This window comes from Bacillus sp. FSL R9-9497 (assembly GCF_038005805.1).
Classification (GTDB): domain Bacteria; phylum Bacillota; class Bacilli; order Bacillales; family Bacillaceae_G; genus Bacillus_A; species Bacillus_A cereus.
In genome coordinates, this window is the sequence record NZ_JBBOTY010000001.1 from 3,187,754 (window position 1) to 3,206,745 (window position 18,992).

The window sequence follows — 18,992 nt, forward strand, 5'->3', positions numbered from 1 at the left end:
AATTATATAATAATAGTAATTTTCATTAGCCTGAATTCATAAAAAATAATTTCTAAAAATTTATAGCATGTCTATCTATTAAAAAAGCACTTGTTGCCTTTCGTAGACAATCAAGTGCTTTAAATTCATCTGTTTTTAAGCAGCATAAATTTGTAAGTTTTGTAGTAACAGTATGACACCTTTTATATGGTAACAAGTAATACATTAATACTTACGAGGTCATTATTATTATGTCCTTTCCATGTCTTTTCAATAAAATATCATCTCACCTAATTCTCACGCTTTTCTTTCTAATACAGTTGTAAAAATAAAAAATTCAATAGCCACTACGTTCTCCTAACGTTGCCATTGAATTCCTTTACTAAGCATGTACCTTTGTCAACGTGCAAGTAACCAACAAAATAGGCACATTTCTCAATTTATTTTCTATCTCTATTATCACCCCTCCCAAATCCAAAACATTTTTATTATTTCGAATTCAGGAGGTGAAAAGTTTAAATGCATTTGTAGTAACACATGGTGTTATTAAAATTGTACGTGGCCAAAAATAGCACATTCTAGGTGGTTATGCAATCTTGATATTAACTTATAAAAAAATCTTGATCGGATTCAAGGGTGAAGGCATACAACCTTAGGCCTATCTATAATATTTGATACACCTTTCTTGAAAAGGAATTCTATCATCAAGCAACACCTCTTCTTGCAGGATTTTTGTTATATTCTCTATTTTCCCAATGAATAATGCATAAAAGTCGCCCGAATTTGGATATAAAAACAGACCAAATCCCTTTGGTGACAGTATTTTGTTGGCCATCTTGATCTTATCGGGTAAAAATTCATAATTAAATGCTTCTAATCTCTCAAGTTCTTCTTGTGTTGCTAATTCAATTTGGTGGGCAAATTCGTAATCAAGAATAAAATTGACAATTTCTTGGTATTGCTCACCTTTATAGTCAACGTATAAAAACTGTTTCGTTGTCAATCCATATTTTAATAGGTCTTCATGTAAGTCATAACTTCCTTGTTCCTTCAAAAATGTTTCCAAATCCTTGCTATCAGGAAATATAATCTGCGCTATCCCTTGATCAGGCATCTTAGCTTCCTCCCTTTTATTGAAATAATTCTCCATGCTTGTTAGGAATATATTCCGGATAGTTTTCACGATAAAATTGATCAATCATCTGAAGTACGGGATCCCATTCAGGATATGACTCATGTTCCCCAAATACCATTCTAGCTTCTGAAGTATTCATCAGAAAATTATCGATTTGAGTAGGTACTGGCAACCCTAGTTGTTTCCTTACATGGATTAAAAATAATATTTCAAAAGGATAAAATCCGTATCTGAAATCACCAAATTCACCTAGCTGTCCGATTTCAGAAGCTAACGCAGAATGATACTGAGACATTATCGAAATTAGATATTCTATTTCTTCTAAGTCACGAGTCGACCAACGTCCTAACACTTCATCATATATATTTAGGTCTTCAGGGATTAAATCGCATCGCAGTTCAGCTTCTTTAAACTTATTTTTCACGACTAGATGCAATTTTTCATTTGTCCCCATGATGGTTTTATTTCTATACTGCGAGTATAGCTCTAGCAAAAACCAAATATGTCTATTCTCTTCATTAGCATCTATTAAATGTCCACCGAAGTGATGAACCATAAAATCATATAATATATTTTCTTCTTTCTCCCATCCATACATTGCAAAATGAACTAATGTGAGGACGACTTCTCTAAACGTATACCCCAAAATCATCTTTGGATATCTGATTTTATAAAGATCTTGTCCCATGCACTGGTAAAATAAGACTTTCTGCATGTTCTTTAATCCTTCTACATTGTTTCCACCGCTTATCAATACATCGTTTTTCCATAGTGACAAGTGATATGAGAAAATTTTGCTTAAATTTATTAGTAGGATGTGATCTTTCTCTGTTTCATTTTGCTCAACGATTTTCTCAATCTTTCTTCTACTGACATTATATTTATCTTTCACATCTTCAAATTTGATTCCATCCACAAAATTTTTGCTATATTTTTTAAAAGCCATTTCTAACTTTTTTTGGTTTATCATTGTATCCTCCCTATGAATTAATCTATTTTCTTATTCCAGTCCTTTACCTTTAACTCATCAACACCGAATCCAGTATCAGTATTCTTTATATCTGTTTCAACTCTAATAAAATCGAATTGTAGATCCGGACTCTCCAAATTCGAGATCCTATTCTGAATACTCGCCTTTGAGGCATCATGGGCTTCTTGGAATTTCCCGCTATAGTTCGTTCCAGTTCTAACGACACTTCCATCTGGCAGTATTTCTACACCTTTAAAGATTGGGGATATGGAGTCCGCACCTTTTGCTAATGTATTTCCAATTATATAATACCAGTAATTTGGGTTAGCCTTAATTCACAAAAATAATTTTTAAAATTTTATAGCATGCTTATCTATTAAAAAAGCACTTGTTGCCTTTCGTAGACAATCAAGTGCTTTAAATTTATATGTTTTTAAGTAGTATTTAATTTGTAAGTTTTTTAGTAACAGTTCGACAGCCTTTACATGTTGTGACAAATACTAGGTAAAACTTACAAGTTTATATAAATGCATTCTACTTGTATTTATTGCTTAATAAATATAGAATACACTATTTTATCCTTCCATTAACTTCTTCCTCATTTTATGTGTTTCTAAATCTGCTAATCTAACAGGAATAGGTAAACGACTTTCATTATTAATACAGTTCATAACAATTTCAGTACTTGTATCTAAATCAATCCAGTTCCCACAAGAAACAAAAATAGGTTTAACATTTTTGGTCGTTCTTAAAGTTCGACCATAGACTTCATTATTTATTACAATATCAGTGTAAGATCCTTTTAGATTCTCTGGCATAATAAAATCTACATCTCGAATTTTAAGATAACTTTTTGCTACACCAATGGTTGGTTTATTTAGCAGAAAGGAAGCATGAGTAGCAATACCCATGTGACGATAATGTAAATATCCATTACCATCAAAAATATATATATCTGGTTGCTTTGTTAGCTTTTTAACTGCCTCTATTATTAAAGGTAACTCTCTAAATGCAAGGAAACCTGGAATATACGGGATTGGTATTTCTCCATAACTGTATACTTTTTCGACAACTTCCTTTGTACCATAATCAATGATTACAATACAACATGTACCATACTTAGTTTTATTCACATTCCAATAAGCCAAATCTACCCCTGCGATAAATTGTATCTCTTCTATTTGAAAATTATTTTCTAATTTAATTCTAGGTGATAATTCACTTTGGATTTTTGAAAACTCTTGTATTAATTTCTTTTCATCAAAATTATTCATTATCATCACAATCAGCTAATCGGGTAATTAGTCTTAATTCCTCTTTTGTTGGAGCAACTTTTTGCCTAATTATATTCCCTTGTTTATCCCATTCAGTATATTTTAAACAAACGCCAAACTTAAACGTTCCTTCATATTTGAGTTCTTCGCTTTCATACCAAATTTTTCTTATACCTCTTGTTTGTCCTTTTATCATGTAATCTATAGATTTAACTTTCCCATTATGGTGAAATTTAACATAATTACCTTCTTTAAAACCATTCTTATAATAACAGTAATACGCTAGATTCCCATTTTCATATAACTCATAAGCTAATCCAGTAAAAGGTTTTCCACCTTCATCTTCTGGGTTATCCAGCACTTCATCGCTGTAAGAGGTAAACCATAGTTCCTCATCAAAATCTATACCCTGTTCTAATACATATTCTTTACTTAATACATCCATCTTATTTTCCAATTTTTCTCACCTCTAAACTAAATTCAAATCCTTCAGTAATAAAATTACAATGTGGACAGGTTGGCATCATCATACCAGCCGGTTTCAATTTCTTACCAGATCTTACGACGTGGGTAATAAAATCTGTTGGCTGTGCGTTGGGATTCGTAAGTAATGCCTGATTCAAGGAGTATACCTCTGCGTGGGAACCTGCTCCATACGTAAATTTATAACCATCTCTAACGCTACTAGGCATGTTCTCTATCCGATCCCTAATAATTGGGTGCAATGTAACTGGAATATCACCGTCAGTATTGTTAATTCCAAAATAATATTTTCCAGTATTTTTATCAAATGTTCCTGCAACCGCTGGACCCATTTCGTTTTGGGTTAGCCCTAATGTATTTAATCTTTCAACCTCTTTTTCTACAGCACCACGCAAATTAATTCTATGATTTAATTCTTGTGGAGTAAATCGACCATATTTATTACGCAAGTATTCTATTCTACTTAATTTTTCACTACTATTAGAAACTTCACCCGTACCCTTATTTAAAACCAAAAGCGATAATTGGGTTACCAATTATCGCTTACTAAGTCAAACCATTTGATGTACTATAAAGTAACAATTATTTTATTATCTATGATAGTTCTAAAATTGGTGTAATTTCTCATCATATTATTACCATATGCACTAACTGCTTTATTACCACACACCATACTTTCATAGTTATCTTTAAATTCTTTTTTTATTGACTCTTCCAAACTGTCATAGTATCTTTTGATAGCTTCCTCTGCCAATTCACGCGACCCGTGCGTTAATATAAAATTAATATCTACCATATAACCCTTTTGAGGATAAAAGCCCCTTTCAACAACCTCTTTTACAAAGTTGTTCAAATCATTCGTACACCTTTCTACAATTGGCATAAATACACTATTTAACCAATTAGTGAATTCGTTAACTGTCCGCTCCCACTCTTCCTCATTTGCTATGTTCCAATATAACTGACCGCTTGGTACATTGCACTGACGTGTATTAATATGAAATATTTTATCTTTAGATTTTAAAGGAAGAATTGCGCATTCACCATAAAATACTACATTTTTATCAGATATATTATTCCAACTTGTATAAAAGAGTACCTTATAAATGAAATTTTTATCTTTTTTACTCATCCAATGACCAGACTTAGAATATTTCCAGCCATTATCTAAATACTTTTCAGATATTAGATTACATACGCGCTCAAATGCTTTATTTGCTTTCATATTACATCTCCAATTCAAACTACCTAAGATTCATATTTTTTAAACTCAATCCTCAAATCTTGAGTATTCTTCCTAAAAACCTCCAATAATTTATTACAATTTTCAGTTGGTTTATATTTAAATCTTAAATCGAATATAAAGCCATCTACTAACTTAGCATCCGGATAAACACTATAGATTTGCCCACTTTCAATAAAAGATACATAGGCATTAATTTTATCTTGTAACAATGTTAAGTGCTGAAGTTCATTTTCCCAATCTAAATGATCTGCAATCATTAATGCTAACTTATTTTCACCCATACTCTTGCCAATTCCATCTATTTTATTTTTGTCTAATATTGACACTTATCTCTCACCTCATTTATTCATCAAAATAAGTTGTCCCTTCAGGACGAACAATTTGCGGTCTTGTTCCACTAGGCACTTCGTATCCCCCTGAAAAATCTCCCTTTCCTTCACCTACGACCTTTCCACCAGAATTCTTCAATTCAGGGAATCCCTTTTCTTGATTAGTAGTATAGGGAGCAGTAGCGGAACTTTTATATTCTTGTATAATAACATTCCCATATTCATCAGATGCAATTGCGGCAACTCTTACCTTAGTCCCTTCATGTGTAACAATGGTTATTTCTCGTTCAGCGTTTTCATATTGTTGTGAAAATAGATTAAAACTTTCATCAGAAAATTCTTGCCCCTGCTCTTTAAGTGATGCCCATTTTTCACTTGCTTCTTTCCACTCCAGTGGCTCTTTAGGCGCTTCACTATTCTTATATTTCCTTTCACAATATACATCATACTTAGATTGCAACTCAGCATCTTTAAATCTACCAGTATTATCAAGTAAATCAGAATTCCCTTTTCCACCTTCACCCGTACCCTTAGTAGCTTTTTTGAACCACTCTTCAAATTCAACCCATCAAAAACTATACCGTTTTCTTCTCAAGCCACTGGTTATTTTCTACAGGTACATCATAAGCCCCTGCTGGCCGCAGCCTTGAACCTAGATTTTCTCCAACTATTTTTTCGTTTGTATATGTCGTATCTACTTTTCCCGCCATATTCAACGACAAGTTTTCAATGATACTACCTACTAATTTAGTCGCATGTTGCGCGCTCTCTCTAAGAAAACTATCAACCTGCTTCAAACGAGATCCGCCTTCTTCCACCCCAACTTTGGAAGCACTTTTAAATGTAGTAGTACTATTACCTGATTTTAAACCTGTTGTTACATTTCCAAATACATGCAATCCTTTAGCTACAGGTGCTACATCTACCCCCCCAACACATCGCGTAACCAACGTGCATTTGTGTCAAGTTCCCGTTGTGTCAACAATCTTTTCCCATTACTGCACCGGAAACTTCCATTACACCAACACTCGCTGTAAAGGCAAATAATGCTGCACCAGCTAGTGGAAAGAACACTGTAGACCAGCTAACAATAGCATCGTGCTCAGTATTCCCTCATCACGCCAAACTTTCTTATGTTCATGTTGATCTTTGATTGAGTCATAGTTAAATGCACGGGTGTCTAATCTTCTCTTTTGATAGGTCTCATAGGACATGTTACTTTCCCGATTCTCTTTCTTATACGCCTCAAATTGAAATTATAATCTAATAACCTTTGGCTTGCACTCCTCAATAGCATAAATATAAAAAATGACTTTGGATTAATATCCCAAAGTCATTTTTAGTTCATATTCTCAAAATTTTTTTATTAAACTGGCCATTTTATAGAGTACAATTCATAATAAATTTAAGTATTTTTTTTAACTAATGCCCATATACCATATTTATTATAAAATACATGATCTTCTGGAAAATGCCTACACTCAGCATACCTTAAAATAAAACTCGGACTGTTCTCATCTATACTAAACGTAGAACCATTTTCTAATTTGGGCTGCTCAATAAGATTGTATAAGCAAAAAATCCGCATCAAATCTTGAGCATATTGTGTTGTTACTTGATTTTTAAAAGCAATAACATCTGGTAATCCAAAACAATGCATTCCACATGTGTAGTAAAAATCTGTTTCTTCTACTACTGTTACAAAAGCCTGAAATAAATCTACTGTATCATTTGTATTATATATATTAGCCCACTCTTCAATTGTATTTGCAGTACCTGATGATTCAACTTTAACCCCAAGTCCACCAGCCTTTAAAAGTACATTCGCAACTTCAAGTATCTTTACTACTTTATCAATAGATCCGCCTTCTCCAACTAAATATACAGTTAAGAAATGGTTTTTAATACAATCAAGTTGCTCTTCTGTAAATTTACCATTCCCTGCAATCTCGAAAGCTTCCGCCAAATGTTCATCATACCCATAAATCTCGGCTTCAAAAAATCCTATTGGTTCACCAAGCTTACCAATACTATTTCCTGCAAAAATATATCCTTCACTTTGTCTTGCCACTGATTCAACAATTTCACTTCTGTTTTTCCATAACCCTGGTATACACAAAATTATTTTTGAGCCTTCCATAGTAACCCTTCCTCATCATTAGTTATTTTCTATCAACTTCTTTTAGCTCGCTAAGAATTTCATTAGCAACGCCCTCGAATCTTTTAGGATCGTCAGAAATAATTTCATTAAGCAAATTGATTACTGTTAGTTTTATATCATTATTCATTCCTACAAGAATTTTAGCATACTCACTTCTATATAAATCATTATTTAAAATTCTTATGTTTAGTAGCATTGCCCACTCTTTTGCATTCTCAACCATTTTTGGTAAAGCTTTAGGCATCTCTGTTAGATATTTTTCCATTTCAAAATCTTCAATAAAATGAACTAGACCAAACATAACTTCTTCCTCTTGTGTTTCATCCTCAAATACTATACACAACTCTTTAATAAGCTTCTCATCATCATAATCTGCTAAGTTTTCTAATACACTGTCAAACTCTTCACATTCCGATTGATTTTTTAAAAATCTACAACTATATAATCTCTTGATCTCAGATTTGCTGTCCATATAAACTTCTCCTTTTAAAAGAATTAATAAAATTGTAACTGCTCAGCTATATATTTCATTTACAAGTTTGGTAAAAGATACTCATTTTTCATCATATAGATTTCTGCCATGAAGATAAAAATGGACATACACTTCGCTGTCTTTCTATGTTTTAAAACTTTACGCGTGGCAGAAATAGACCCTAACCGCTTCTATGTATGGCCAGTCCCTCTCGACCATTTAAAAAAATACTTTTCAATCGATTTTTTATAGAGTGGCTGAGTAGTTACATAAAATTAAATATTATTGAAATACATAAGACAAATAAAATTGAAAACTAAAATGTTCCTACTATTAGACTAGTATAGTAAATCATCATTCTTTCTTTAATTCTTTTTTATAATAATCCTCTCTTGCTTGTCTAGCATACTCTCTCAAATTTGGGAGCATCTCTTTATATACATTATCTTCCATGTGTATTTTTCTCAAATTCAACAAATCAAAAACAAGAGCATCACGCGACTCTAAAGAATAGTAGTATGCTTTAGAGTCATTAGTCATCTTTCGACCGTATGTCTCAGTCCTTCTATGTCTTCCACCTGTTTTCGGTTGTTCTACATTCATTGCCATACCGTCATTTTTAGCTTTTTTAGAATCCCATTCCAGTTTTCTTACTAAGAATTCTTTTGAAAGCACGTGATGGGGTATAATGTCATCACTAGGTGATCCTGCTTTAATTAGATCTTTATACGTTCCTATGTCCCCTTCATTTGGTAAAAGTTTTTTTGAATCTACATTTTTTACAGTATTACCCGTACCGTTAGAAACTTCATCGACTTTCCTTTCGAACTTGCTAATTAGATTTCCAAGCTTTTCCGTATCAACTTGGAGGGACCTCAATCCGAATAAATCAACCGTTTGACTAATCCTAACCTTAACAGGAATTGGAACATTCTGATATTCCTTTTTCCACCGTTAAGCCGTGCTCATTCCGTCATAAACAGGGAGCTTGTATTTAACTTCATAAATACCTAGAATATCCGGATGTGGCGTTTTTGTTACACCTTGATTAATATTCTTTATCGGATCACCGAAGTTGTCTAAAATGTACTATTCAAAGTTTTCAAGGTTGTGTCCACCTTTTATACCTATAGTCGGTTTTGCTTTAAAACCTTTTACTTCAATTAAATGCTTATCATAACCAGTCTTAAAATTCACTTTAATTTTCGGATTAACTTTAGGAACTTCACCCGTCCCCTATGTTGTACTTTTAAATAATTCGGGGAAAAAGAAGAGGCTTTCTCTAGGTCGTTAGACCATAAAGAAAGCCCCGTTTAAATTAAAGAGATTAACCAACTATTAACTAATTCCAATCAATAAAATCCTATCATTAGTTTTCAGGAATATATAAATTATCCACAAATCCAGAGAAACTTTTAGAAATTAGTCGGATGTATTCCTCTCTTAACTCGTTATCTTCTTCAAAGTAATCCATATCACAATGATATACACTACCTCTATCTTTCCCATCAATTGATAAACAAATCAAACTCCCCGCGGGGTCAATTCCAATTGGAAGAAAATTACCTGGTACCACTTGCATCAAATTATAACTTCTTAATTTCTCTTCTAGATTTATTTCATTTTCTATTGATAGAGGAAAAAACATTGAAACAGACGATGTTATTACGCCTTTCTTAGTTGTATCATTAGTTTTAAATCTTCGTTGCTCAGTTTTCCCTCCATTTTTAGACAGCAAAAATTGTTTATAATCATCAGGTAACAATATACCATACTTATTTTCGAAATCTTCGATATCTTCAATGCCAATAGGGGTAAAAGTATATTCAAAATCTAAATTCCTCATACAATTAACCTTCTTTCCTGTTCATTTTTTTCTCAATCAGAGTATAATCTCTCAATCAATTCAGAAAAAGAGTCGCATATTAATTTAATTTTATCCTCATTCACTGATTCCTGATCATAGAAAACTACTGACGGAGAATCTTTAGTATCACAGTAATTAAAACAAATAAGTCCCCCAAATGGGTCTCTTGCAAATGGAATAATACCTTCCGGAAGTGAAGTTAATTCATAAACAACTTCTATATTTGCATCTTTGTTTGTAAAACTTAATAGACAATCAAAGACTGCTCCACCCTCATCATCATTAATATCATAAATATTAGGCTCAGGATAACCACCGTTATTTTTTTTTATGCATTCACGGTAGTCATCTGGAAATCTGACACCAAATGAATTCTCCACAGCAATAATTACTTGCTCATCTATCGCTCCATCCGTAAATAGCCAAGTTACTCGGCTCATTTTATCATCTCCAAAATAATTTTCTTCAATTTACCTGTTCTACCGTCATCTCCACCACCCCAAATTGCTCTACCACCTGTATGACCCGCAACCTGATGTTCATAGTAATCAACAAGTTGCATTTTACCAGTCTCTTGATGATGATGCCATGTGACTGATTTTGGCTTCTTACCTAATTTGAATAACTCAATATCTGTTTGGCTGAATTGTTTTGCTAAGTTTGGATCTTTCATTATATCGTCATATAATTTTTGTGAGAGATATTTAAACTGCACTGAGTCAGGCTCTAAATGATATGACTCTGATAAAGATGTTTCATATTTTGAATTAAAAATTGGGTAACCATCTTTATCATATTTAACTTTATAAGTTTCCCCATTTTTCTTAGATGTAAATGTATAAGTAGTAATTCCTGTAGAATCATCTACTACTTTTTCTTCAAAATCTCTTGGTTTATTAGGTTTTCTACTATAAGGAGGTAAATCTCTAGCTGCTTTTGTCATAGCTTCTTCATATTCTGCAGTTCTTTCATTAGTCGGTTTAATTTTTTTAGTTTGAGTACCTTCACCCGTCCCCTTAACCCCACCAATCTCCAAATTCGAGATCCTACTCTGAATACTCGCCTTAGAGGCATCATGGGCTTCTTGGAATTTCCCGCTATAGTTCGTTCCAGATCTAGCGACACTTCCATCTGGCAGTATTTCTACCCCTTTAACGAATGGGGTTACGGAGTCCACACCTTTTGCTACTAGACCTTTAATGAAATAGTCCGCATCATTAATCTTATCTACGGTTTTCCAGCCTTGTATTTTTAAATTTTTTAATAGATTATTTTCCTTAAGCGATTGTACCACATTTTTACCCAAATTTGGATTAAAACCAGGCATTCCTTCTTTGAATTTTAATAATTTCGCTAAATTAGCTAATTCACTCGTGCCTTTGAATGCTTTTACTCCTTTTCCTACCGCTCCCACAACTGGGATTGCATCTAATCCGCCAAAAATGATGTTTCCTACACGCTCTTCTTGGCTCAATTTCCGGTGTGTTCCCCAGTCTTCTCCGTCGATACCGCTTTTTATTTGTACAGCGCCGTATACAACTGCCGCAGCGGCCCCGAGTGGTGGACAAAGGATTGTTGTGATGATGATCCCTACGCCTATTCCTATATCTCGCACCATTTCTAGTTTTTTCTGTTCATCTTCTATCGATTTGTATTCAAATCCTCGTGTGGATGGGACTACTTTCTTGTATTCTTCATAATTTAATTTTGCATCTGGATTTTGTTTTTTTAGTTCTTTGTATTCTGCCCTAAGTACGTTATCAAATGCAGGAGAATCTCTAAAAATATCTTCTACTGTTATTTTATCTTTCTTCTTCTGTATTGTTTGTGGTACACTTCCGTATCCCGCGTGCGCACCTGGTAATACTGTCGTTGTTGTAGAGCCAATTCGGTTATTTGTTTCAAAACTGAGAATAGATGTATCTCTCATTTTTTGAGCGAATTTATCCATTTCTACTAAAAAAGGTTTATCTATATGTTCAGAGACTAATCGACCTGCTTCTCCGCAATATTTTTGTAATGTCGAATAGCTATCAAGTAATTCCCCGATTTTTTGCGATTGATCTTTAGGATTAAAATGTATACTACCATCCGAGTCTAAATCTCGTATTCTTCCATCAATTCTTTTTAATGATTCATTTGCTTCCCGTAATTTCATGAGTGCATCTTTTGTAATTCGATTCATACCATCCCCCATGTTTTGCCATGGTTCAGGTCTATATTTCACATCCATCTCGTTTTCATCCCCCCAGCCGTATGGTGATTTCTACAACTTACTTAATATTTCACGTAATTGTTCGTCCTTTTCAAGCATTTCTACACATACATTTCCTACAACTGTCGCTGACCTAGAATAGTGTTCAGCCAATTCTAGTGTTTTGTGTAATATATCAGGATATTTTTCAATTACTCTCATCGCTTCACCTTTTTGATAAAAATCACAGCTTAATAAACTCTCAATATTCGTTCCAATGACGTCTACATGGATTTTATATATATTTTCTAACTTCATTACTATATCAAGTAGTTCTTGAAAATTAACTAATACTTCTTCTCCACCACCAGAACCACTATCTCCCATTGATACTTGCATTATTGAATACCTCCTAACGAGAATTGTCTCGGGTCAATTAACTTTTTATATGGCATTTTTAACACGTCATACAATTTCTTATTAACCGCATAGAGGCTCACCCAGTCATATCGATTACGATCTACATCTATTTGAACGAAATCTTCTCCTTCAGTGAAATATAAGAAACATTCCCATTTTCCTCCTCTATTACTTCGAGGCCTCGTATACGTTTCTATCGCTATAACGTCTTTATTTGATAAATCTTTTTCCTCAAATGTTTGTTGTTCTGCCTCTGTCATTCTCTTTGAGAAAAATGTATCTTCTATTTCCCTCGGTTCTCTCAATAAGAAAGGAATGCGTGTTAATAATGAAAAATATACGTCCGGTTTTGGTATGTAGTCGATCTCGTATTTTTTATTTGGCTCTATTTCCGTTAATACAGCCACTCGATCTTTATCCTCTTTTAAAAAGCCAATTAATACATTATTCATTCTCGTGTATTCATGACAATTTTCATATTCCTTTAATAGTTCAATTATTTGAAAAGCTGCAGGGGTAATTCCATTTTCACTTGTAAGTAGGCCTTTTTCTTTTAAACTCGTAGTTGCTTTCGTGACACATTCTGCATCAAGTAAAATAATTGCGTCACGGTTTGGCAATCCAAATATATCGGTAACCCCAGCTGCACCTGCGAGAACATATAATTCAGCAGGTGCAAAACTCATTTCTTTCCCCATTCTTTTATCCCTCGTTTCTCCATCACAGTTGTTTTATCGCCCTTACTTCCGATTTATCTCCGTACGTTTGAATGCTTTTATCTAACTCTTTCAAAGCTTTCGTATGTCCTTCAAATGCCTCTACCATTTCTGAATTATATTGAATGATCAAATCAAGATAACTTAAAAATGCATCTCTCGTTTTTCCATTCCATTTCGCACCTGTGATATATGCTTTTAAGTCTTTCGCTTGGTTTAAAGAATCCTTCATACCATTTTCAATGTTTTGTGCGTAAGAAATGGCACTTGCAGTGTTACTTCCTATAATTTCAACCTCTTTACCACTCATGTTGGTTCCCTCCATTCTTTGTATGCTTAATGGATAAAGTTTTCAAATTCCTTTTTCTTTTCTTCAAAAGCCTTGGTCGCTGCGGCGTATGCTGACGCTTTCTCCGATTCTGCTTTCGCTTTATATTCCAAATACTTTGCATAAGCTGTACTTTTTGCAGATCCAATATCGCTTAATGCACTTTTAAAATAGGATAATACTGTATTTAAGTCTTCATCCTTTTCATGACGTTTTTGTTCAAATTCAACTGCCGGAATTTTATTAGCTTCTAAGCCATTACTTTTACTCTCATACTCTCTCTTTGCTGATTCAGCCTCTTGAATGAATTGCTTTAACTCTCTTTCTTTATCTTTTAAATAATCATGTAAATCATCATACCGATCTCGTTTCCTCGCACTTTCTGTAAAACCAGACGCATTTAAAAAAGCATTGTACAATTCATCTAACATCTTTCTCCCCCTTTAGCACAATAACTATGTAGTTAAATTCGTATATTTAAACATGAATATTCATTACATTAAGAATTAACAAATAATTATTTTTACATATTGCTATTTTATCAAAGGGATTTTAACATTTCCATATTTTATGAATGGCTTTCGCATTTTTCTTCAATAAAGTGAAACTTTAATCAATATGACTATGTATTTATGTGCAGAAATAATAAAAAACACTGCCAGGCGCAGTGTTTTTTATTACTACCTTTTATCCAATTCATTCGTATTAAATCCTTGCTTGAGAGTAAGACCAGTTCTTTCTTATTTCATCAACAACTATTTCTGGATAATCCCAATGAAGCGTACGAGTAGGCTCCCTGATTCGTTATACTATTCCTTAGGCTGTTTTATTTCTATATTCATTCCAATATTTTGGCTCAGTCGCGCTTAAAAGAACAATAGAAAAAGGATCTGATATGAATATCAGATCCTTAACTTTAATTTCTTAATACATACATCTTTTTACACGATAACTGGTTCATACGTGCTCAAATTATCATACTCAGTTTTTACAATACTAGGCGGAAGGTTAACACATCCTCAGATTCACCTTTTCTTGTAGCAGTGCATAATGTTTAATAAAATTAAAGCATATTTTTACTTACCAGACTTAATTTTTTCGTTATATTCTTCTAAAGTTAACCCTTTTTCTTTTAGATAAACAGCAACTTCTTTCCCTACATAACGATAGTGCCATGGCTCATACTTAATGCCAGTAATATTCTCTTTATCTTTTGGATAGCGGAGAGTAAATCCATATTCTGCAGCATTCTTATCTAACCATTTGAATGCATCGGTAGTTTCAAATTTTGCATTTAAATCTTCTACAGTATTCTGCCATTCAACTGAAATAATGTCTAACGCTAATCCAGTATGATGTTCACTTGCACCAGGATACTGAAGATATTCCAATGCCTTAGCACTAGCCTCTTTATCCGACAAGCCTTGAGATTTATAGCTTTTAACTGAAGCATCATAATAAGTTTGTTGTAATTTTATAGCTCGATAACCTGATCTTAAATAAAGATTGATTCCCTCTTTTTTTGCAGCTGCTACCATATCCTGATAGGAAGTTGCAATTCTACTATCTATTTTCATATTTGGCTTCGCATTTTGGGTGATACTTGTTAATTCGATTCCTAGTTCCTTTGATAACATATGCTCTCTATTTACAAGGATAATTCTCCAATCATTAACATCAGAGATAGGTAAAACATCTTTTTTCTTCGCATGTATTTCATTTTTATTTTTATCGTTATTATTAGTAGTTGCCTGAGATGTTTGCTTTCCACTACAAGCAGCAAGACTCCATCCCATTGCTAATACCAATGCTAAAATTATAAATTTTTTAATTGTATCTCATTCCCTTTTTGTTTATTAGTCTTTATACCAATTTCCCAACACGTCTCTAGGAATCTCCTTGAAATCCTTCAAAGAAACGGGGCCGACAAATTTTTTAATTCCATGTTTTTTAGAATTTTCATCCGAATAATCTTTTAAAAATTGAATTTTAAATTGTTTCTTACCATCAGCATAGTCGGTTACTGTCGGTACGATTGCCGCTTGTCGTATACCAAAAGTTTTATCTTCATACTTAACAAATTGTACATAAGATAATCCTCCAACCAATGTTTCTAGTTTTTCTTGCGCAGAAATAAGATTTCCAAGAGAATAATAGATTAGCGTTTCATGTCCATCTTTATTTTGTTTCCACTCAATTGGTTGAATTACATGTGGATGATTTCCAATTACTACATCTACACCTAAATCTGTTAAATATTGAGCAACTTCTTTTTGTTGCTTTGAAGGTGTTGAGGTATATTCTACTCCCCAATGCACCATAACAATCACCATATCAGAGCTACTCTTCGCCTTTTCCACATCATTTTGTATCGCTTTTTTATCAATTAAATTTAAAGCCCAAGACTTATCAGCTGGAATTTTAATTCCATTCGTACCATATGTATAATTTAGTAACGCAAAACGAATACCATTTTTTGTAATCGTTTTTATTTCATTACGCTCGTTTTGACCCTCATTAATACCTACCGGGATAACATCCGGATATTTCTTCCAGTATTCTCTTGTATTCGCAACACCTTTAATACCCATATCCATAGCGTGATTTGTCGCTTGCGTCACTATATTGAATCCAGTGTCCACTAAAGATTGGCCTACTTCTTCAGGTGTATTGAAAGTCGGATATCCCTGTACTTTTAAATTATTTCCGGCAATCGGAGTCTCCTGGTTCACTATAGCAAGATCGCTTGATTTAACAGCTTTTTTGATATTTTCATAAATATAATTATAATCATATGAACCGTCTTTTTGTTTGCCATCTTTAATTACTGCGTCATGATATAAATTATCACCCGTTGCTATTAAATTCACAACCGATTGTATTTTTTTATCTTCAGTAAAATTAGGAGACTGTTGGATAGGACTTTTCTCTACCCAATTTGGTGCTTTTAATGATGTATCTATATTGGATTCAGCCGGTGGTAATGAAGCTTTAGATGTCTTAACATCTGTATTACCACAAGCGGTTAAAAGCACTAAAAAAATAAGACATACTAAAAAAAACTTTTTACTTCTCTGTAAAGTATCTAACATGTGATCCTCTTTTCTGTTTTATTCCTTATAACCAGTTCTAACAAATCATTCTTTACAACAACGTATTTTGGTTTTACCCTTAATTATGGAAGGACACTCTGTTACACCTGCTTCGGAATATACTAATAATTGTTTTCCGCTTTCTAGCAATCTATCGATTCCATCAGAAATGATAGATTGCTAGAAAGACATAATCCATCAGGATGTCGACTAGTTTGATATACCTGTTCCAATTGCAGTAACTCGTTTAATATTTAAACAAGATGGGAGAATCGTTCATATAGCCTCTTCTCTCGCTTTATGTTTAAGGTGCCTCCCAAAAAAGGGATCGTTGCTGTAACCCTTTACATAGTGCGAAATTTTTGCAACTAATTTCTTTCATTCAAGCGACAAACATTATACCGATAACAATAAGTAAGACCCAAGAACTTATTTTACCAATATACGAAAAAAGTAGCAATCTTTTGCCCCATATAAAGAAGCCAATTAGGAGAAATGAACGAGAGATTCATTCTATTCAATTCCTTCATTGATTAATAAAAAAACAAGCCACCCAACTATTGGATGGCTCTATACTATAAAGAGAATTTGTTATTGGATTACTTCAATTTCCCTTCAAAAACAATCTTCCTACCGCACGGCTCAACTACTGTTTTGCCGTCTTTCTTTACTTCATGAAAGATTGGCTCTTCCATACGACGAGACGGAGCGTAGCCTTCTTGTTCCATACGTACTAAGCAGTCTGTAATTGTTTCATTTTCAAGTACTTCAAATTTCTTTTTATTAGGTTGTTTTGTCATGCCCTAACCTACTTTCTATTTTTCTTGATGCAAATTGATTTTTCATGTAGACCATATATAACATTGCGAGAATTCCCATTATAATCATAACCGCAATAAAAAAGCTTGTATACTGTATTTTTTCTATAAATACGCCGCCTAATACAGGTCCCATAATACTTCCTAAACTAAAAGCGATTCCGGATAATATATTACCTGCCGGTAGTAAATGTCTCGGTAATAAATCAGTCATAAATCCAAGCCCTAAAGAGAAGCACGATCCAATAACCATACCCGCTAAAAGCATGCAGGCAAAGACGATCCAGTAATATTGATCAAATACGGCGGCAAGTAGAAAAATGCCCGTACTTATGCTAAACGTCCACGTTAATATACGGTCCCTTCCGTATTTATCACTCAATATACCGAGCGGAATTTGTGTAATAATACCCCCAACTGCAAATGCTGGTAATAAGAAGGATACATCTGAAACAGACCACCCTTTACGAAGTGCGTATACTGGTAAGTTACTGTTTAACATTGCTTCAAGTACGCCATATGCAAGTGGTCCTAGCAGTGCAATCCATCCTAATCCAACAACTTGTTTATAACGAGAAAATGATGATTCACTCTTTGCTTCTCTTTCATCTTGCGCTGGGAATGCATTTTTTGTTGGAAGTAGTAAAAGCCAACCTATTAGACAAAGTATAGTAGATATAATAAATGGTGTTGCAAGACCGTACTGCACAGTGCTTGCTAAATACGGACCAACGGCAAAACCAATTCCGAAGAATACACCGTATATCGATACTTGTCTCCCTATTTTACTTGGGTCTGATGTTGTCGTGATCCATGTTTGTGTTCCGACATGAAGCATATGATCTCCAACTCCAACTAGAAATCTAAGGATAAACCATACCCAAAATGAAAATGTTTGTGTAAAAAAGAATAATGAAATAATAACGAGAAACCCACCTATAACAATAATCGGCTTCATTCCAAACCTTTGCATCGGTTTTTCAAGAAACGGCGAAATAACTAATATCCCAATGTACAATGCCGTCGCATGAATACCATTAATACTTGAACTAACCCCTTCTTGTTCAAAAATCATTGCAATGGCAGGTAAGAGCATTCCTTGTGACAAACCCGAGATTGCTACAATCCCAACCATAATCCAAAAAGTAAAACGCATTGACATCCTCTGTCCCTCTCCTTCTCACGCTTCCACTTTTCATTATAAACTGTTTTTTCAAATGCGTGTACGAATATTCGCAATAAAAAAGAAGCTAAAAGAATGAACCTTTTAGCTTCTTATCCTTCCCAAACTTGTGCTTTCACGTTGTTATGAAATTGCTTGAAATATGGATGTTTATAAAAAGCAGTTTCATATAAATAATGATGCGAATGAACAATTGGTGGCTGTTGTATTTGTAACGGAACTACAGCTGGTGAAACTTGCATATACAGCGGAGCTATCATCATTTTTGTATACACATGATGATTATATGGAGAATGCACAATTAAGAACGGATGATGCATTGATA

At 33.6% G+C, this 18,992-nt stretch carries 24 protein-coding genes and 1 pseudogene; all 25 read right to left on the reverse strand.

The features are described 5' to 3' along the window. Positions 1–637: 637 nt before the first annotated feature. The 25 genes and pseudogenes from MKY21_RS16370 to MKY21_RS16490 all read right to left on the reverse strand — a co-directional run bounded on the left by MKY21_RS16370 (position 638) and on the right by MKY21_RS16490 (position 18,987). Positions 638–1,093, reverse strand: coding sequence for a hypothetical protein (locus tag MKY21_RS16370; RefSeq protein ID WP_001113308.1), 456 nt, complete (start codon positions 1,091–1,093; stop codon positions 638–640). A 16-nt stretch (positions 1,094–1,109) separates the two neighbouring features. Next, complete coding sequence (locus MKY21_RS16375; protein WP_000609922.1) at positions 1,110–2,084, reverse strand: hypothetical protein; 975 nt, start codon at positions 2,082–2,084, stop codon at positions 1,110–1,112. A gap of 128 nt (positions 2,085–2,212) precedes the next feature. After that, a pseudogene (locus tag MKY21_RS16380) lies at positions 2,213–2,419 on the reverse strand (hypothetical protein); the annotation flags it as partial. A gap of 240 nt (positions 2,420–2,659) precedes the next feature. Beyond that, positions 2,660–3,358 (reverse strand): endonuclease V, encoded by a 699-nt coding sequence (locus MKY21_RS16385; RefSeq protein ID WP_033695110.1) that lies wholly within the window; start codon positions 3,356–3,358, stop codon positions 2,660–2,662. Continuing rightward, positions 3,351–3,803 carry a toxin-antitoxin system YwqK family antitoxin gene (locus tag MKY21_RS16390; RefSeq protein WP_050595094.1) on the reverse strand — a complete coding sequence of 151 codons (453 nt, stop codon included), beginning with the start codon at positions 3,801–3,803 and terminating at the stop codon, positions 3,351–3,353. Before MKY21_RS16390 ends, MKY21_RS16385 begins: the two co-directional genes overlap by 8 nt. Before the next feature lies 1 nt (position 3,804). Then, positions 3,805–4,290 carry a YwqJ-related putative deaminase gene (locus MKY21_RS16395; RefSeq protein ID WP_341076888.1) on the reverse strand — a complete coding sequence of 162 codons (486 nt, stop codon included), beginning with the start codon at positions 4,288–4,290 and terminating at the stop codon, positions 3,805–3,807. A gap of 119 nt (positions 4,291–4,409) precedes the next feature. Next, complete coding sequence (locus MKY21_RS16400; RefSeq protein WP_137074947.1) at positions 4,410–5,066, reverse strand: hypothetical protein; 657 nt, start codon at positions 5,064–5,066, stop codon at positions 4,410–4,412. Between the two features lie 23 nt (positions 5,067–5,089). Then, complete coding sequence (locus MKY21_RS16405; protein WP_098672075.1) at positions 5,090–5,413, reverse strand: DUF6572 domain-containing protein; 324 nt, start codon at positions 5,411–5,413, stop codon at positions 5,090–5,092. Between the two features lie 16 nt (positions 5,414–5,429). Next, complete coding sequence (locus MKY21_RS16410) at positions 5,430–5,876, reverse strand: toxin (RefSeq protein ID WP_137074946.1); 447 nt, start codon at positions 5,874–5,876, stop codon at positions 5,430–5,432. Between the two features lie 115 nt (positions 5,877–5,991). Beyond that, positions 5,992–6,366 carry a hypothetical protein gene (locus MKY21_RS16415; protein ID WP_137074945.1) on the reverse strand — a complete coding sequence of 125 codons (375 nt, stop codon included), beginning with the start codon at positions 6,364–6,366 and terminating at the stop codon, positions 5,992–5,994. 455 nt (positions 6,367–6,821) lie between these two features. Next, positions 6,822–7,556, reverse strand: coding sequence for a DUF4261 domain-containing protein (locus MKY21_RS16420; RefSeq protein WP_016124917.1), 735 nt, complete (start codon positions 7,554–7,556; stop codon positions 6,822–6,824). 22 nt (positions 7,557–7,578) lie between these two features. Beyond that, positions 7,579–8,049: an Imm30 family immunity protein gene (locus MKY21_RS16425; protein WP_016124918.1), complete on the reverse strand. Its 471-nt coding sequence runs from the start codon at positions 8,047–8,049 to the stop codon at positions 7,579–7,581. Between the two features lie 354 nt (positions 8,050–8,403). Then, positions 8,404–8,928, reverse strand: coding sequence for a hypothetical protein (locus MKY21_RS16430; RefSeq protein ID WP_088362237.1), 525 nt, complete (start codon positions 8,926–8,928; stop codon positions 8,404–8,406). Positions 8,929–9,418: 490 nt separating this feature from the next. Next, on the reverse strand, positions 9,419–9,895 hold the full coding sequence (locus MKY21_RS16435) for an SMI1/KNR4 family protein (RefSeq protein ID WP_341076895.1): 477 nt from the start codon (positions 9,893–9,895) through the stop codon (positions 9,419–9,421). 32 nt (positions 9,896–9,927) lie between these two features. Continuing rightward, entirely contained in the window at positions 9,928–10,356 is a 429-nt protein-coding gene (locus tag MKY21_RS16440) for an SMI1/KNR4 family protein (RefSeq protein WP_000092332.1), read from the reverse strand. Beyond that, a complete protein-coding gene (locus tag MKY21_RS16445) occupies positions 10,353–12,149 on the reverse strand; it encodes an HNH endonuclease (protein WP_341076897.1) in 1,797 nt (598 codons plus the stop codon). The genes MKY21_RS16440 and MKY21_RS16445 overlap by 4 nt, the downstream gene beginning before the upstream one ends. Before the next feature lie 33 nt (positions 12,150–12,182). Further along, positions 12,183–12,509, reverse strand: a complete 327-nt coding sequence (locus tag MKY21_RS16450; RefSeq protein WP_001198201.1) for a hypothetical protein — start codon at positions 12,507–12,509, stop codon at positions 12,183–12,185. Next, a complete protein-coding gene (locus MKY21_RS16455) occupies positions 12,509–13,228 on the reverse strand; it encodes a DUF5081 family protein (protein WP_000514121.1) in 720 nt (239 codons plus the stop codon). Before MKY21_RS16455 ends, MKY21_RS16450 begins: the two co-directional genes overlap by 1 nt. Before the next feature lie 22 nt (positions 13,229–13,250). Beyond that, positions 13,251–13,556 carry a WXG100 family type VII secretion target gene (locus MKY21_RS16460; protein WP_044307295.1) on the reverse strand — a complete coding sequence of 102 codons (306 nt, stop codon included), beginning with the start codon at positions 13,554–13,556 and terminating at the stop codon, positions 13,251–13,253. A 26-nt stretch (positions 13,557–13,582) separates the two neighbouring features. After that, a complete protein-coding gene (locus MKY21_RS16465; protein WP_000883462.1) occupies positions 13,583–14,005 on the reverse strand; it encodes a hypothetical protein in 423 nt (140 codons plus the stop codon). A gap of 645 nt (positions 14,006–14,650) precedes the next feature. Continuing rightward, positions 14,651–15,382 carry a M15 family metallopeptidase gene (locus tag MKY21_RS16470; RefSeq protein WP_000241986.1) on the reverse strand — a complete coding sequence of 244 codons (732 nt, stop codon included), beginning with the start codon at positions 15,380–15,382 and terminating at the stop codon, positions 14,651–14,653. A gap of 48 nt (positions 15,383–15,430) precedes the next feature. Continuing rightward, positions 15,431–16,666, reverse strand: coding sequence for a CapA family protein (locus tag MKY21_RS16475; protein ID WP_000887604.1), 1,236 nt, complete (start codon positions 16,664–16,666; stop codon positions 15,431–15,433). A 599-nt stretch (positions 16,667–17,265) separates the two neighbouring features. Continuing rightward, positions 17,266–17,466: an NETI motif-containing protein gene (locus tag MKY21_RS16480; RefSeq protein WP_103622671.1), complete on the reverse strand. Its 201-nt coding sequence runs from the start codon at positions 17,464–17,466 to the stop codon at positions 17,266–17,268. Beyond that, positions 17,450–18,646, reverse strand: a complete 1,197-nt coding sequence (locus tag MKY21_RS16485) for an MFS transporter (RefSeq protein WP_000062796.1) — start codon at positions 18,644–18,646, stop codon at positions 17,450–17,452. The genes MKY21_RS16480 and MKY21_RS16485 overlap by 17 nt, the downstream gene beginning before the upstream one ends. A gap of 113 nt (positions 18,647–18,759) precedes the next feature. Continuing rightward, positions 18,760–18,987 carry a hypothetical protein gene (locus MKY21_RS16490; protein WP_000546487.1) on the reverse strand — a complete coding sequence of 76 codons (228 nt, stop codon included), beginning with the start codon at positions 18,985–18,987 and terminating at the stop codon, positions 18,760–18,762. Between the last annotated feature and the right edge of the window lie 5 nt (positions 18,988–18,992).

Bases quoted from the DNA above. Each gene is read 5' to 3' on its own strand.
- MKY21_RS16370 (WP_001113308.1), bottom strand. From the start codon at position 1,093: ATGCCTGATCAAGGGATAGCGCAGATTATATTTCCTGATAGCAAGGAT.
- MKY21_RS16375 (WP_000609922.1), bottom strand. From the start codon at position 2,084: ATGATAAACCAAAAAAAGTTAGAAATGGCTTTTAAAAAATATAGCAAA.
- MKY21_RS16385 (WP_033695110.1), bottom strand. From the start codon at position 3,358: ATGAATAATTTTGATGAAAAGAAATTAATACAAGAGTTTTCAAAAATC.
- MKY21_RS16390 (WP_050595094.1), bottom strand. From the start codon at position 3,803: ATGGATGTATTAAGTAAAGAATATGTATTAGAACAGGGTATAGATTTT.
- MKY21_RS16400 (WP_137074947.1), bottom strand. From the start codon at position 5,066: ATGAAAGCAAATAAAGCATTTGAGCGCGTATGTAATCTAATATCTGAA.
- MKY21_RS16420 (WP_016124917.1), bottom strand. From the start codon at position 7,556: ATGGAAGGCTCAAAAATAATTTTGTGTATACCAGGGTTATGGAAAAAC.
- MKY21_RS16425 (WP_016124918.1), bottom strand. From the start codon at position 8,049: ATGGACAGCAAATCTGAGATCAAGAGATTATATAGTTGTAGATTTTTA.
- MKY21_RS16435 (WP_341076895.1), bottom strand. From the start codon at position 9,895: ATGAGGAATTTAGATTTTGAATATACTTTTACCCCTATTGGCATTGAA.
- MKY21_RS16440 (WP_000092332.1), bottom strand. From the start codon at position 10,356: ATGAGCCGAGTAACTTGGCTATTTACGGATGGAGCGATAGATGAGCAA.
- MKY21_RS16445 (WP_341076897.1), bottom strand. From the start codon at position 12,149: ATGGATGTGAAATATAGACCTGAACCATGGCAAAACATGGGGGATGGT.
- MKY21_RS16450 (WP_001198201.1), bottom strand. From the start codon at position 12,509: ATGCAAGTATCAATGGGAGATAGTGGTTCTGGTGGTGGAGAAGAAGTA.
- MKY21_RS16455 (WP_000514121.1), bottom strand. From the start codon at position 13,228: ATGGGGAAAGAAATGAGTTTTGCACCTGCTGAATTATATGTTCTCGCA.
- MKY21_RS16460 (WP_044307295.1), bottom strand. From the start codon at position 13,556: ATGAGTGGTAAAGAGGTTGAAATTATAGGAAGTAACACTGCAAGTGCC.
- MKY21_RS16465 (WP_000883462.1), bottom strand. From the start codon at position 14,005: ATGTTAGATGAATTGTACAATGCTTTTTTAAATGCGTCTGGTTTTACA.
- MKY21_RS16475 (WP_000887604.1), bottom strand. From the start codon at position 16,666: ATGTTAGATACTTTACAGAGAAGTAAAAAGTTTTTTTTAGTATGTCTT.
- MKY21_RS16480 (WP_103622671.1), bottom strand. From the start codon at position 17,466: ATGACAAAACAACCTAATAAAAAGAAATTTGAAGTACTTGAAAATGAA.
- MKY21_RS16485 (WP_000062796.1), bottom strand. From the start codon at position 18,646: ATGTCAATGCGTTTTACTTTTTGGATTATGGTTGGGATTGTAGCAATC.
- MKY21_RS16490 (WP_000546487.1), bottom strand. From the start codon at position 18,987: ATGCATCATCCGTTCTTAATTGTGCATTCTCCATATAATCATCATGTG.